A 14,651-nucleotide genomic window follows, 5' to 3' on the forward strand; every position below is an offset into this window, starting at 1 on the left:
CCCCAACCTGTGAAGAAAGGGGCTTTTATGTTTGCGACTTATTTCTTTTCCAGCAATTGTTTCACCAACTTCTCTAGCTCATCAAGCCTTACTGCCTGCTTGTCAAGTTGGCGTTGCTTGGTCTGGTCTGCTTTTTCTAATTGGATACTATACAGCGTCAGTTCCTCCACCTTCTCCAGCAGTGTAGCATTCATCTTCACCAGATCAACACCTTCATTTACTACTTGTTCTGCGGAAGGTACCCCAGGCAAATGACCATGCTGGCCAATATAAGCTGCTACAGAGGCCAAAGGTCGAAGTTGATAACTAGGTGAGAATACTTTATCACTCCACTCATTGGTATTGTTGATGCGAAGTTGATAACGGGCTTTCACTACATCGCCACGTTCGTTAACGGTTAGGAACTGATCAGTCGAACGAGTGGCCGGACTATTGGACGTTAACTGCTCCAGCCGTACCCCTGATTCATTTTCCTGCTGGCTTCTAACATGAAGTAATACGGCTGGAGACGACGTACCAATACCCACATTAGCCTGATTACCCAGCACGACGGCGTTACTCACGGCTACAGTAGCCCCTGCTCCAATAGCCGTAGCATTGGTCAGTGGTGTGCTATTATTGGCTAGCAGTACCCCAGCTTGAGTACCTAAAAATGTATTGCGAGAGCCCTTATCCTGCTGGCCAGTGTTGTAGCCGATATACACGTTATCATCGGCGTCGATGGAAGTAGGCCCGGCTCCATTACCTATAATTGTATTATGGGAACCCGTAGAAATATTACGGCCTGCATTGACCCCAAAGAAGGCATTGCCCTGGCCAGATGTGTTTTGATAGCCTGCTTGATAACCCACAAACGTGTTGGAATCAGCTACCGCATTATAGCCCGATTGATAGCCAATAAATGTACTTCGCTGGCCTGTCTGGTTGGCATAACCAGCTTTAGAACCCACAAACAGATTATTGGAAACCGCATTATTAAAGCCTGCCGAGTCACCAACCATCAGGTTTTTTTGACCACCTACATTAGAATAGCCTGCATTATTGCCTATGGATATATTGTCGTTCCCTCTGGTATTGGCAAAGCCAGTGAACGTACCTAAAAAAGTATTGTTCTTCCCGGTCGAGTTGGCTTGACCGGCCATAAACCCTAGAAACGTATTACTTTCTCCCGTCGTGTTGCCGGTTCCCGTAAAGCTACCTAGAAAAGTGTTGTTTTGTCCAGATGAGTTATTATAGCCTGCTATGTTGCCTAGAAACGTATTCTGACTACCCATGGTATTTTTATACCCCGCATTAGCACCCACAAACGTGTTGCTACTAGAGGTCGTGTTGGAATAGCCTGCACTGGAGCCGACAAAAACATTATAACTTCCCTGGTTATTATAACCTGATAGAACGCCCAAAGTAGTATTGTTTTGGCCATTTGTATTGGCATACCCAGCCGCATAGCCTAGAGAGGTATTATTATAGCCTTGACTATTGGTATTGCCCGCCGTGGAGCCCACAAAGGTGTTAAATCCGCCTGTGGTGTTATTAGATCCAGTATAAACTCCCAGGAACGTATTGTGGATACCCGACGCGTTTAATTGACCTGCGTGGTAACCGACAAAGGAATTGTTATTGCCGGTCGTGTTGGAATAGCCCGCACTCACGCCTAGAAAGGAATTGTTATAGCCAATCGTATTCATTTGTCCAGCTATTCGTCCTAGAAAGACATTGTCATTGCCGGTGGTGTTCGAAAACCCGGCGTAGCCCCCAACAAACGTATTGTTCACGCCCGTTGAATTGGAATAGCCAGCCCCTGTTCCAAAAAACGAATTACTGGCTCCTGTGGTAGTAGATCGGCCTGCGTTAGCACCATAGAAGGCATTATCAATACCCGTGGTTAACGCATTTCCTGCATAAAAACCCGTCAACACGTTACCCTCCCCCGTCAGACTGGCATTACCGGCGCTTGCCCCTATTAGTACATTAAACTGACCTGGCGAACTAGTTAGTGGTGAAGTAGCGACGTAGTTATTCTGTGCAAGTAAGGGAGTGCTCAATAACAAAGGAAGTAGAAGAAGCCTATTTTTAATTTTCATGGAACTGCATTAAGTTGATTAAAGGATTGTCTGTTGTAACTAGTAGAACAATGGATTATACGCTACGACAAAGGCGAGGCTAATAGCGATCTAATAGCAAAATCAGCTAGACAATTACTGTGCCAGCTCAACCAAAAAATGAAATCACATCAAGTCAATAAAGTTGTCTCTGGAGGCCAGACTGGCCTCGACCAAATGGGTCTAGAAGTAGCCAAGGTATTAGGGATTCATATAGGAGGTATATCGCCTAAAGGTTATTTAACCGAAAACGGGCCGGATGCGGTCCTGCGTGATTTCGGCCTGGCTGAGCACACCTCTCGAAATACCCACCCCGTACAAAAGCCAGTGTGATTCAAGCTGATGGTACAGTTATGTTTGGTAATGTCACAACAGGAGGTACCGAGCTAACGCTAAACATCTGCGTCCGGCAAGGTAAGCCCTACATTGTCAATCCGACTGCTGAGGATTTGCGTCAATGGTTGATAGATAGCTGAGAGTGAACGTAAGGATTATAAAAAATGACCAATAGGTAACTTGCTTTCTCACGCACTCAGCATCTTGTTTTTGAAGAGTGCTTTGTGAGTAAAACAAGCCTTATGCTATAAGGTTGAAAGCAATATCCATACATAAAGTGTGCATTTTAGGCCTTATTTGTACCTCCATACAGACAATCAAAAATAATACTTTGATTATCAATACATTATACTGCTTAGTAAATTTCAAAGAGAAATTGAAGTACGCTTAACGGCTAGTCGGCAAGTAGTAAATTACAATGAAAGGCTCCAGTTGGGGCCTTTTTTGTTCCTGGCGGTTGAGTTTTATGTCCATCGTTTTGAGTCTGCCTACTTTGGCCCAAGTGAGTATTGGCACAATCATCTCAAATCCAAGTTTTCAACTTAATGTCGTCATCTTTGACTGGGTTGGCCATATCAGGCAGTAAAACAAAGGGTAGATGCTTACGGTTACTCAATATACATGCACCAAAATTCAAAGGTTAGTCCAGGTATAGCTGCTGGTAATCTTTTCGATTATTCGCTTACAGTAGAGAAGTGATATCAAGTTGGTAAAATTCACTACCCATTGCTAACTTAATCAATCGGCTTAAGATTATTTTATTTGTTAATTTCCTCCTAATACCAGGCTTATGCGTTACTATTTCCTTTTGGCTACATTGATCACAGCCCTTCAGGCCTCAGCTCAACTATCGGTAAGCAGTCAGGGTATAACAATAAAAGCCAATACACCCTTGTCAGTCGATGGACTGGTGCTCACTCCCTCAGTTGAGCTGACTCTGGCTAACAATACCCTGCAAAAAAGCACTACGCCCGTTTCTACGACGCCCCAGTCCAGTATCAGTCGGGTCTATCAGTTCAGCGTTGTGGTTTCCTTTTCAGGAACGGTGCGCTTTACTTATCTCACCACTGAACTAAATAGCAATACGGAGGCCCGGCTGAAACTAGCCTATGCTGCCACATCGAGTGGCCCTTTCTTTAATAGTCCAGCAAGCACCCTCAATACGACGACAAAAACCATCTCAACTACCTTCACCAATCAGAATCTACAACTTATCACCGCAGCCAGCCAATATCCTGACCTGAGTCCTACCATCTTGCTGCCTGATGCCAATTTTCCGATTAGTAGTTCTCGCAACTTCGTGATAAACATCTTTGAAGTTGCAGGAGTACCTACCTCTCAAGGCAATGCTATAGTGACCCTGACAGCCCCAGTTGGCTACAGCTTGAGCTTTAACAACAGCCTAGCTACTATAAATGTATCAGGTGGAGCAACGACAGTAGTCAACAACACCCAGTGGAGCATTATTCAAAACCAAGGGAATCAGCAGATAACGCTACGAATGAATACGGGTCAATCGGTGGGAGCAGGGGATACTTCGGTGCTGGGTTTTACGATCAGCCGTACCACGGCCAATTCCGGAAGTGTGTCGAATGTGACGACCAATGTGGCCGAGGATGCCAGCAAAACCTACGATGGCGATGCGGCCAATAATGTCTATGCCCGTGTTATTAGCGGTTTATAAATAGAAGCTCTCTTGAGTAAATAGCAATAAGCTTTATATAACTGGGTAAAGCAAGTAACATATTATTAGGATTGCTATGCTTTAAAAATACCAGTTCTGTAATTTACACTTGTCCGACCGACAAGTAAAATTTATCGGTCGTGCTAGAAAAAAACACCGACTAGAAAGAGGCCAGCGTTTTTTTCTAGATGAAATAAGTATTACAGTATTTGGAACAATCGTAGTAGTCAAGTTGAATCACTACTTGCAAGTCTTTCTGTTGGTCTATACTCATGCCAAACGCCTGGAGACATTATTAGAATCAGAGCAAATTCAGCACGAATTTGTCAGAACTGAGTGTTAACCAAAGGCAACTATGTTTACTCGAGACTCAACCCAATTTCCTTGGGGCTACATTCCTAAATTATAGTCCATGATCTATGTTATTTAGCTTTTAAGGAAACACTCGTTTGACGAGTTGGGAGCTGAAGCAGGGCTTCTATTTTGTCCAGCCGGACCTGAGTATCTTTCTCGTTTTGTTTGGCAATAGCTAGTTCCGCTTTTAGTTGACTAACCTCATCATTAAGTTCTTTGACTGCTTGGACCAAGGGAATAACAAACAGCGTATAACCTATGGTGTAATATTTACCGCCTTCTTCTTTACGAACTCCTTCAAAATTATAGCCAACTGCCTGAGCTGCTGTTTCAACGTCTTGGGCCAGGAAACCGCTGTGAAGTATTTTATCTTCTTTGACAGCATTCAGCGAATAGCCTACTAGTTTGGCTTCTTTGGCCTTGTTAATATGGTACGTAACTGGGGTCAGTCTTGTAATGAAGCTTAGGCCGGGTACATTGGCGCTAACATCTTCTTTAATGCGCTTGTCAGAGAGTGAGCTGATCGTCTGCACATTACAACGTAAGGAAGTGATTTGATTGTCCCCTAACACAATTGTATGGCTGGTATTCACGATGGCATTTGCGCCAAGGGCAGTGGCATTAACTAGGGTCGGATTGGCGGCTGAAGGTCCCGCATTTGCACCAAGGGCAGTATTATAATTGCCTGTAGTATTATTTAGTAAAGCAAGAAGCCCAATCGCTGTATTATTTTCACCTGTTGTATTATTAGTTAATGTAACATTACCTAGAGTCACATTACCATTACCAGTAGTATTGGCACCTAAAGTATTTATACCTACGGCAGTATTATCATGACCAGTAGAGTTTGATGACAGAGCATCTTCTCCTACGGCGGTATTAACAGTGCCACTAGTGTTATTAGCTAAAGCATTATGTCCCAAGGCGGTATTACCATTAGGAGTGGTATTGTTTTGTAAAGCTCCAGCTCCAAACGCTGTGTTATAGCTACCTGTATTATTTTGTAAGGCATTCGACCCAACGGCTGTATTAGCCTCTCCAGTTGTGTTTTTTTGTAAAGCCACATTTCCCAAGGCCGAATTAAGTGAACCAGAGGTATTAGCTGCTAAGGCGTTCGATCCCGAGGCTGTGTTGCCGACACCACTAGTGACGGCGAATAAGGACGCATAACCTAAAGCCGTGTTAGCTTGTCCCGTTGCGCTAGGATTTAACGCTTGATAACCTAAGCCGAGGTTAAGGAGAGTTGGGTCAATACGACCTGCATTTTGGTTGTTTACTCTAAATCTAAGGGGAGTATTGTCAGTAGTACCTAGAAAATTGGTATTTACCGTTCCGGCATTACCCGTCAGGCTCCAGGCTGCACCCGAGCCAACAGCACCACCGGGCGTCCATATTGGAGCAGCACTAGTGCCCGTATTAACCTCAATCTGATTAGTACTGGTATTGAAAATGAGAAGCCCAGTCGCCGGATTCTGAATCTGGCCCCGCTGAGTCGTTGTTATTATTGGCGGTAATAAGCCTCTATATGGACTACCAGAGGAATAAGATCCCGCTTTAATCTCTACGGACGCTGATCCATTAATAGTTTCTGATCCTGGCCCTATACCGACCTGTGCATGTACATTTATTATTGTTACGAATAAGCAAACAGAGAGAGCAATTTTCCTGACGTATCCGATCACGTTTTTCATAAAAGTAAGTGTTTACTTGAAAATAAATAAAGCAATAAATTTCTCTAAAGTTTGAGGTGATGTAACACAGCAGTAAATCTACTCTACATAATGAAACTTCTAAACAAGATTTAAGCAAACTTATGGTAGGGCCTTTGCTTAATAAATCAGGTAATACTCACGCGGAGCCAAATGCGTTTCAGTACAAGTATAGGCATATACAGGCTTGGGAAGTCTAGCGACTGAAAGAGTTGAAAAAAATCACTAGAATATATTTTAGCGAATTCCTAATGATAGTTTGTATCTGTTTACTCTGTGAGGTTTAGTGATTTTGAGGGCTGCAGATTAGTGAATTGACCTAACCATTTATCCAACCTTTTATGCCTCTTACTACCTGATTTCAACACCTGGCCAATTACGGGTTTCGATCTGGTAAGGCCTTATCTAATTTTGTCCGCAAGTGAACAAGGCCTGTCCAGTTACGGACAACAATAAAAAATGGCACAACCTATAAGTCGCTGAAAACCAGCAATAACATTAGATTGGCACGGGCATTGAATTAATAAGATCAACCAGTAAACAACCAAACACTAAACAACTACTACCATGTTACCACTAATGAGCAAAGTCGCTGCCTCTCTTTTACTAAGCGCTTCAACCCTATTTAATCCCACGACCCCTAAAACTCTTTCCTTCGACGCCAGTGCCTATGTAACGGTCGACCATCAAATTCGGCTGGCGGTTCAGAAGTCTACTGATGTGCCCGTCGATGTGGTGCTTCGCAACAAAAATCATGAAGTGCTGTACCAGCACAGTATTGGCAAGAAAGAAGGTAAGTACGCCGTGAAGTTGAATGTAAACGATCTGTCTGATGGCGAATATGAATTGGAGATCAAATCAAGCGAAGGCAGCATTGTTAAGCAACTGAATGTATCTTCTCAACCGGTTCAGCAAACCGTTCGTACCATTGCTATGAACTAAGAGCAGTAAGCAACGTGAATTTAAAAGCAAAGCCCGGCAGTCGTCGGGCTTTGTTTGTTGTGGGCTAATAGTATTTCACGAAGAGAACTTGGACATCTGTAAGTAAACTAACCTTACGGCCGGCTTTTTCAGCAGCTTACCGATTGACAAGGATTTCCTATAGAACAGCTATAATTCTCCAACTCATGAAAGCAAAACTGATCGTTTTATTTCTGGCCCTAACGGCCTTTAATCTGCCTGGTTTGGCGCAGACATCTTTTCGTATTGGACTAACCGCTGGAGCCAATGACGATTTGATCCACTTTTCCTGGATGCCCTCAATTAACAAATCAACTACCCTTTGGCGCTATAATGCTGGAGTAAGTTTTGGGCACCGTTTAACACCGTCTCTGTCCGTGGCTTACGACTTGCTCTACTCCCGTCAGGGGGGAGTCGATATTGAAACCAGCGTTTTAGGCTATGGTAGTCATCAAACTATTTATAAGGTTGACTACCTGAGTTTACCCATTATGGTACGCTACCATCCCGGTGGACGACGGGTCTTTATGGCTGGTGGCCCCCAATTTGGCTATCTGCTGGCAGCCAAAAGCGTTGACCCTACGTTTAGCGAAACGTCAGTCTGGGATTTACAGTATTGTTACCGACTAGACGTTGGCTTAATGGCTGGCTTGGGCTACCGGCTGGGCAAACACTTAGTTCTATCGAGCCGCTATTATTATGGAATGAAGCCTATTCAGAAACCTGACCCTTCGACAGGTGTCTATAGTGACGCTGCTCAAAAATTATACAATCGAATTTGGTCGTCAAATCTGACTTATTATTTCTAGCGACGAAGCTTTTTTCCGTTTTATAGAATGAATGGTTAGCTGACTGTTTCGCCAATTTTAATCACGCCGAGTTCCTGCCCTACTTTGGTAAAAGCGGCCACTGCCTGTTCCAGGTGTTCTTGCTCATGCCCCGCCGAAATTTGCACTCGAATTCGGGCTTTTCCTGTTGGAACGACGGGATAAAAGAAACCAATCACATAAATACCTTCTTCTAACAGCCGGGCGGCAAACGCTTGCGCCAGGGGCGCGTCGTAAAGCATAATCGGTACAATTGGATGCTCACCGGGTAGAATATCGAATCCTACGGCAGTCATCGCGTCGCGGAAATAGCGCGTGTTGGCTTCCAGTTTGTCGCGCAGAGCAGTGGAGGCTTGCAGAATATCCAGCACTTTTAATGATGCGCCAACGATGGATGGGGCTAATGTATTGGAAAACAAGTACGGACGGGAGCGTTGACGCAACAACTCAACAATTTCTTTACGGGCTGCGGTGAATCCTCCCGAAGCACCACCCAGTGCTTTTCCGTAGGTTCCTGTGATAATGTCGATACGGCCCAGAACGTTTCGGTATTCGGGTGTTCCGCGACCTGTTTTGCCCATGAATCCACTGGCATGACATTCATCGACCATGACCATCGCCTTGTACTGATCGGCCAAATCACAGATTTTATCCAGTTGCGCAATGGTACCATCCATGGAGAAAACGCCATCTGTAACAACTAGTATACGACGTGATGATGAAGCCGCCTGTAACTGGGTTTCCAGATCGGCCATGTCATTGTGTTTGTAACGGAAGCGCTTCGCCTTGCACAAGCGTATGCCGTCGATAATAGACGCGTGGTTCAGTTCGTCGGAAATAATCGCGTCCTGTTCGCCCAAAAGCGGCTCAAAAACTCCTCCGTTGGCGTCAAAGGCAGCTGCATACAGAATACAGTCTTCGGCTCCAACGAACTCGGCCGTACGGCGCTCCAGTTCTTTGTGGATATCCTGGGTTCCGCAGATAAACCGTACCGACGACATACCAAATCCATGACTATCTAACGTCTGGTGAGCCGCTTCGACAACGTCTGGATGCGATGAGAGGCCCAGATAATTATTAGCACAAAAATTCAATACTTCACGTCCGTCACGAACGACAATGACTGACGATTGAGGAGATACAATAATGCGTTCGGATTTGTACAGCCCGGCTTCTTGTATGCTATTCAACTCCTGTTGAAGTTGTTCTTTTATGGTTCCGTACATAGCGTTTATAAGGTTGAGACCACTGGCTGATAAACCGCAGTCAGGTTCGTAATCATTTCGTGTGTCATACGTGACAAGTCAAAAGCAGCTTTCCAGCCCCAATCTTGCCGGGCAACCGAATCATCGATGGTTTTTGGCCACGATTCGGCAATAGCCTGTCGAAAATCAGGCTTGTAATGGGTAACGAAATCAGGAAAATGCGTTTGGATCGATTCGGTCAGTTCGGCAGGAGTAAAACTCATTCCGGCCAGATTATAGGATGTACGAACGCTAATCTGCGATTCGGGAGCATTCATTAACTCCATCGTAGCCCGTAAGGCATCGTCCATATAGATCATGGGTAGGCGGGTATCTTCTGCCAGAAAGCAATCAAATGAGTTGCCCTGAACAGCCTCATGGAAAATAGCCACGGCATAATCGGTTGTCCCTCCGCCCGGCATGGATTGATGGCTAATTACACCCGGATAACGTAACGACCGAACATCCAGCCCATACCGCTTATGGTAATACAACGACCAGTTTTCGGCGGCAACCTTACTTATACCATACACTGTGGCTGGGTCCAGTATTGCGGTTTGAGGAGTTTCATATTTGGGCGCGTGTTCACCAAAGGCAGCAATTGAACTGGGGATAAACAGCTTTCGGATGTTGTGCAATCGAGATATCTCCAGTACGTTGAGCACCGTCTGCATATTCAGATTCCAGGCCCAGAGCGGGTCACTTTCACCTTTGGCAGATAGTATAGCCGCCAGATGATAAATCTGTGTCACCCGATATCGGCGCACTATATCGGTTAGTGCTTCAGGCTTGGTAGCATCCAGAATTTCGAAGATACCAGTCTCAGATGAGGGCTTTCGTAGATCGGCCGCAATCACCTGATTAATCCCAAATTGGGCCTGTAATTGAGGTAGTAAAGCTGTCCCAATCTGCCCATTGGCTCCAATAACTAAAATGGTTTCTCGTTGCATAACCAATTAAATAGAGCTAGTGACGTTGAATGAAGTATTTATGGCACAAAATTACTTTTGAAGATAATAAAGAGAAAAACTTAGAATAAATCCGTGAATATTGTTGTATATATCTTTATTTGCCAATAAATTCTCTTAAACAAAAGTTACCCAAATGGCATTGGTAGAAAATTTTTCGGCATGGAAAAGTTAGATGATGTTGATAAGCAATTATTACGACTGCTTCAGCAGGATGCCAAGCTGACTACTAAGGAACTAGCCTCACAACTTGGGCTAACGTTGTCGCCGGTTTACGAACGGATCAAGCGGTTAGAAGGGCTTGGGTTTATTAAGCAGTATGTAGCGGTATTGGACAAAAGTCTGCTTGGTCAGCCCATTACGACGTTTTGCCAAGTATCCATGCGCTATCACGATAAAGCATTTATCGACAAATTTGAAGAAGAGGTACAGAAACTGGAAGAAGTGCAGGAATGCTATCACATGGCTGGGCAAGTTGATTTCCTGCTCAAGATTCACGTAGGCAGTTTAAACGAATACCACGATTTTGTTAAGTATAAACTCTCCCAGATCGAGAACATTGGTGTACTTAACAGCACCTTCGTACTGAAGGAAATCAAGCATAACCTTGGTTATTTCATTCCTTAACTATGGATTAATTCTGAATGCGTGGCAATGACCAGTTATTTCGAATAGCCAGCAAGCGAAACAGGGTAATCACGCCCGCCGACAACAGCAAATTCAGAGTTGAATTTATGTCTAAAGATCTGCCAAGCTGGTAAAGTATTGCCCCCGTCAAACAAGGCGTAACATAAAGTTGCCGGTCGAAAATGATCGGCAGGTCGTTCACCATTGTATCCCGAATAACGCCCCCAAAAAGAGCAGAAATAACGCCTAATAATATGGCTGCCCAGTCGTTTACACCAGCTGTAAGCGCTTTTTGCATACCCAAAATGGTATAGATACCAACCCCGATTGTATCGAAGATAAGCAAAGGTCGCTTGAGCGCGCCCAACCACCATTTCCGGCAGAAAACAGCAATAATAACGCTGCTAATGATGACAATCAGGTAGTTAGGATCGCGTATCCAGGCAATCGGATGCGCATTCATGATAACATCACGAACGGTACCACCACCAATTGCGGTCAGAAAGCCAATAAAAAATACCCCGATCAGATCGTGGTACATTTTTTTGCTTAGGGCCGATAATGCTCCCGAAATCGCAAATACACTTATGCCAACCAAATCTGTCAGATACCAGATAGTCATGTGCGTAATTAATAATTGTCAGGTGATCTAAAATGGCCTGTTCTAAAATTAGTCAGCAAAAATAGGGGTTCGTTAATTAGGCTTAGTGAGGTAAATCAATTGCTCGTCCTTTCACAGAATCGGATTCACGTATACCTAATAGTCAATTTATTAATGAGAAATTGGACTCTAAAAGTGCCCTTTACAAACAGAAATGTCACGACAAAAAGCCGCTTTAATTGTGCATTTTTTGTATTACTCCCATACTATTATATTAAAAAATCATGAAAACTTTATGGAAAGCGGGTGGATTTTCGGTAATAGCAGTAGGTTATGAATCCCAGTATGCTATGTTTGTCCCCTAGTCAATGATATGACCGATAAATAAGAGGTCTGTCGTCTCGTTTGTTAGGCCCATAGATTCGCTTTTACTTTGTCTCAAATTTTAACGCAAAACAATTGAATCAAATGAAAAAAATCCACTTTATTACTTTGCTGGTCTTCGGTCTTTTAGCTGGCACGAAATCGTTTGCCCAATTGTCAATTGATAAAGGAACCAAATTTATCAACCTTGGCATTGGTGTAGGGGGTTATGCTAGCGCAGGCGGGATTGCATTTGGCGGATCTGCTGACTTTGGCGTTGCTCCAAATTTCACCGTTGGTGGTCAGGTAGCCTATCGTAGTTTTAACTTTGGCTATAGTGGCTATAATGATAAAATCAACTATCTGTATTTTGCCGTTCGTGGTTCTTATCACTTCAATGAACTGCTGAGTTTAAGCACAGACAAGGCAGATCTTTACGCAGGTCTTGGTCTTGGTTACGAGAGTGTTTCGTATAGCAACAGTATCTATAGCGGCACCTCGTTCGGTAGTGGCATTTTCGTGCCTGTTCACCTCGGTGGACGCTATTTCTTCTCGGAGAAAGTAGGCGGCTTTGCTGAATTAGGAACGGGTATTGCCCCGCTTCTTTTAGGAATTACATTTAAGCTATAAGCTTAAATAAATAAGATTTAATACAAAAAAACCGATCTGATAATCAGATCGGTTTTTTTGTGAACAAGCAACTTTATTTGCTTGCCATTTCCTTTAAACTCGCTACGCCCATATTCCAGAGAATAAAGGAGTAAATATCCGCAGCGGTTTCGATATTCTTTTTGGTGTTGCTGGCACCGTGGCCCGAGTTGGTATCAATGCGAATTAACACTGGGTTTGAGCCTTTATACACTTCCTGCAAAGTAGCCGCATATTTGAATGAATGAGCCGGTACCACCCGATCATCGTGGTCGGCGGTAGTGATTAGTGTTGCGGGGTAGTTTATGCCAGGCTTGATATTTTGTATGGGTGAGTAAGCATACAGAGCCTTAAACTCCTCAGCATTGTCGCTGCTGCCATAATCGGCAATCCAGTTCCAGCCAATGGTGAATTTATGGAACCGAAGCATATCCATCACACCCACCTGCGGAATAGCCACCCGGAATAATTCAGGCCGCTGATTCATAACGGCACCCACCAATAATCCGCCGTTTGATCCACCCTGGATCGCCAATTTGGCCGGACTGGTGTATTTTTGAGCAATGAGGTATTCGGCAGCGGCAATAAAATCATCGAACACATTTTGCTTTTTGAGCTTCATACCCTGTTCATGCCATTTCTCGCCGTATTCGCTACCGCCCCGTAAGTTGGCCTGCGCGTAAACACCGCCCTGCTCTAGAAATGGAATCCGAAATGGGCTAAAGGAAGGTGGCAAGCTGATATTAAATCCGCCATAGCCATAGAGTAGTGTCGGGTTGGTACCATCCAGTTTCAAGCCCTTACGATAGGTCAGGAACATTGGTACTTTGGTCCCATCTTTACTCGTATAAAATACTTGTTTCGTTTCGTAATCGGCTGGCTTGAAATCTACTTCGGGAGCGCGGAAAACCGTGCTTTTCCGAGTTGCAATATCATAGCGATAAATGGTTGGTGGAAAGGTAAATGAGGTAAATGTATAGAAGACAAATTTATCGTCTTTCTCGCCACCAAATCCTCCTGCTGTACCAACAGCGGGCAGTTGCACTTCACTCTCGCGTTTCCCCATGTAATCGAATACGTCAATTTTCGACGTCACGTCTTTTGAGTATTCAACAAACAATTTTCCACCTGCCGCGCTGACACTGTTCTCCGCAATAGGTTCAGGCTGTTCAGCAATCAGGGGTGAAAAGGTTTTCTTTTTCGTGTCGAATGCAACGACTTTACTATTGGGCGCTTTTTCGTTGGTTAAGATTAACAATCGCTCACCGTCGTTATCGATTACATTGTAACTAAAATTACTAACTTCAGCTACAACTGGCGAAAAGGTCTTCTCTACAGCCTTCACATCCATAAAAAACAATGAATTCCCATCTTTTCCCTGTCCCCGATCACTTACGGTTAGTAAAGCAAATCGCTCATCATCGGTCGTGCTGACAATATGAAACCGTTGTGGATTTTTCGGATCTTCATATACCAATCGATCGGCTGATTGGGACGTATTCAGTTTGTGGAAAAACACCTGATGGTTTTCATTTTTGGCGGCTAATGCGCTTCCTTCTGGTTTAGGATATCGACTATAATAAAATCCATCGCCCTGCCAGGCAGCCCCCGACACTTTTACCCACTCAATTTTATCTGGCAAATACGTCTTGGTAGCCAGATCCATAATCTGATATTCCTGCCAGTCGGAGCCACCTTTCGATAAACCAACAACTGCATATTTACCATCTTTCGACAAGGAGAAAGCCCCTAAACGAGTCGTACCATCGGCCGATAGTTTGTTCGGATCAATTACCAGTTCAGGCTTTGCGGATGCATCAAGTCCCTTTTGTCTATAAAGCACAGCCTGATTTTGAAGGCCATCGTTTTTCGAGAAATAGAACCAGTCTCCTTTCCGACTTGGTGACGAATATTTTGGGTAATTGTATATTTTTTCCAGGCGATCCTGAAACTGTTTCCGATAGGGAATTTGGGCTAAATAGTCGAATGTGACTTTATTTTCAGCCTTAACCCAGTCTGCCGTTTCGGTCGAACGGTCGTCTTCAAGCCAGCGATAGGGATCGGCAACCTGGGTGCCATGATACGTATCAACCTGATCGGTTTTACGGGCTTGTGGATAAGTCAGTGGGTGGGTGGCCTGCCCCAACGCCATAGATGAGCTCAGCATGAAATACAATTGAATAGAATTAGGAAATCGCATAAATTGATGAAGGTTAGAGAAAAGCGCG

The 14,651-nt window shown here is 44.2% G+C and carries 11 protein-coding genes and 1 pseudogene; 6 read left to right on the forward strand and 6 right to left on the reverse strand.

The genetic code is table 11. The features are described 5' to 3' along the window. Window positions 1-38: 38 nt before the first annotated feature. The gene (locus GO755_RS19765) at window positions 39-2,084 is read right to left on the reverse strand and encodes a serine-rich family protein (protein ID WP_157587025.1); all 2,046 of its coding nucleotides are present in this window, start codon (window positions 2,082-2,084) and stop codon (window positions 39-41) included. 195 nt (window positions 2,085-2,279) lie between these two features. Here GO755_RS19765 and GO755_RS41475 point away from each other — a divergent pair. Then, window positions 2,280-2,578, forward strand: a pseudogene (locus GO755_RS41475) (YpsA SLOG family protein). Window positions 2,579-3,228: 650 nt separating this feature from the next. Continuing rightward, window positions 3,229-4,122: a hypothetical protein gene (locus GO755_RS19780; protein WP_157587028.1), complete on the forward strand. Its 894-nt coding sequence runs from the start codon at window positions 3,229-3,231 to the stop codon at window positions 4,120-4,122. Between the two features lie 422 nt (window positions 4,123-4,544). Here the strand turns inward: GO755_RS19780 and GO755_RS19785 are convergent, their stop codons facing one another. Further along, window positions 4,545-6,167, reverse strand: a complete 1,623-nt coding sequence (locus GO755_RS19785) for a tail fiber domain-containing protein (protein WP_157587029.1) — start codon at window positions 6,165-6,167, stop codon at window positions 4,545-4,547. Between the two features lie 585 nt (window positions 6,168-6,752). Between GO755_RS19785 and GO755_RS19790 the strand changes: the two genes are divergently transcribed. Both GO755_RS19790 and GO755_RS19795 read left to right on the forward strand, forming a co-directional pair. Then, entirely contained in the window at window positions 6,753-7,127 is a 375-nt protein-coding gene (locus tag GO755_RS19790; protein ID WP_227687012.1) for a DUF3244 domain-containing protein, read from the forward strand. 185 nt (window positions 7,128-7,312) lie between these two features. Further along, window positions 7,313-7,954, forward strand: coding sequence for a porin family protein (locus GO755_RS19795; protein ID WP_157587030.1), 642 nt, complete (start codon window positions 7,313-7,315; stop codon window positions 7,952-7,954). Between the two features lie 35 nt (window positions 7,955-7,989). Here GO755_RS19795 and kbl read toward each other — a convergent pair whose 3' ends face one another. After that, a complete protein-coding gene (kbl, locus tag GO755_RS19800) occupies window positions 7,990-9,198 on the reverse strand; it encodes a glycine C-acetyltransferase (protein ID WP_157587031.1) in 1,209 nt (402 codons plus the stop codon). Between the two features lie 5 nt (window positions 9,199-9,203). After that, window positions 9,204-10,166: an NAD-dependent epimerase/dehydratase family protein gene (locus GO755_RS19805; protein ID WP_157587032.1), complete on the reverse strand. Its 963-nt coding sequence runs from the start codon at window positions 10,164-10,166 to the stop codon at window positions 9,204-9,206. Between the two features lie 180 nt (window positions 10,167-10,346). On the opposite strand from GO755_RS19805, the gene GO755_RS19810 reads away from it, so the two are divergent. Continuing rightward, window positions 10,347-10,811, forward strand: coding sequence for an Lrp/AsnC family transcriptional regulator (locus GO755_RS19810; protein ID WP_157587033.1), 465 nt, complete (start codon window positions 10,347-10,349; stop codon window positions 10,809-10,811). A gap of 7 nt (window positions 10,812-10,818) precedes the next feature. Here the strand turns inward: GO755_RS19810 and GO755_RS19815 are convergent, their stop codons facing one another. Continuing rightward, entirely contained in the window at window positions 10,819-11,433 is a 615-nt protein-coding gene (locus GO755_RS19815; RefSeq protein WP_157587034.1) for a trimeric intracellular cation channel family protein, read from the reverse strand. Between the two features lie 447 nt (window positions 11,434-11,880). Here GO755_RS19815 and GO755_RS19820 point away from each other — a divergent pair, with 447 nt between their 5' ends. Beyond that, window positions 11,881-12,405, forward strand: a complete 525-nt coding sequence (locus GO755_RS19820; protein WP_157587035.1) for a hypothetical protein — start codon at window positions 11,881-11,883, stop codon at window positions 12,403-12,405. 73 nt (window positions 12,406-12,478) lie between these two features. Here GO755_RS19820 and GO755_RS19825 read toward each other — a convergent pair whose 3' ends face one another. Further along, window positions 12,479-14,623 (reverse strand): prolyl oligopeptidase family serine peptidase, encoded by a 2,145-nt coding sequence (locus GO755_RS19825; RefSeq protein WP_227687013.1) that lies wholly within the window; start codon window positions 14,621-14,623, stop codon window positions 12,479-12,481. Between the last annotated feature and the right edge of the window lie 28 nt (window positions 14,624-14,651).

Source organism: Spirosoma arboris (assembly GCF_009754945.1).
GTDB lineage: Bacteria > Bacteroidota > Bacteroidia > Cytophagales > Spirosomataceae > Spirosoma > Spirosoma arboris.

What these genes read in the sequence shown, in the direction of transcription:
- GO755_RS19805 (WP_157587032.1), bottom strand. Translation starts at nt 10,166, where the DNA reads ATGCAACGAGAAACCATTTTAGTTATTGGAGCCAATGGGCAGATTGGG.
- GO755_RS19815 (WP_157587034.1), bottom strand. Translation starts at nt 11,433, where the DNA reads ATGACTATCTGGTATCTGACAGATTTGGTTGGCATAAGTGTATTTGCG.
- kbl (WP_157587031.1), bottom strand. Translation starts at nt 9,198, where the DNA reads ATGTACGGAACCATAAAAGAACAACTTCAACAGGAGTTGAATAGCATA.
- GO755_RS19825 (WP_227687013.1), bottom strand. Translation starts at nt 14,623, where the DNA reads ATGCGATTTCCTAATTCTATTCAATTGTATTTCATGCTGAGCTCATCT.
- GO755_RS19810 (WP_157587033.1), top strand. Translation starts at nt 10,347, where the DNA reads ATGGAAAAGTTAGATGATGTTGATAAGCAATTATTACGACTGCTTCAG.
- GO755_RS19795 (WP_157587030.1), top strand. Translation starts at nt 7,313, where the DNA reads ATGAAAGCAAAACTGATCGTTTTATTTCTGGCCCTAACGGCCTTTAAT.
- GO755_RS19765 (WP_157587025.1), bottom strand. Translation starts at nt 2,084, where the DNA reads ATGAAAATTAAAAATAGGCTTCTTCTACTTCCTTTGTTATTGAGCACT.
- GO755_RS19820 (WP_157587035.1), top strand. Translation starts at nt 11,881, where the DNA reads ATGAAAAAAATCCACTTTATTACTTTGCTGGTCTTCGGTCTTTTAGCT.
- GO755_RS19780 (WP_157587028.1), top strand. Translation starts at nt 3,229, where the DNA reads ATGCGTTACTATTTCCTTTTGGCTACATTGATCACAGCCCTTCAGGCC.
- GO755_RS19785 (WP_157587029.1), bottom strand. Translation starts at nt 6,167, where the DNA reads ATGAAAAACGTGATCGGATACGTCAGGAAAATTGCTCTCTCTGTTTGC.
- GO755_RS19790 (WP_227687012.1), top strand. Translation starts at nt 6,753, where the DNA reads ATGTTACCACTAATGAGCAAAGTCGCTGCCTCTCTTTTACTAAGCGCT.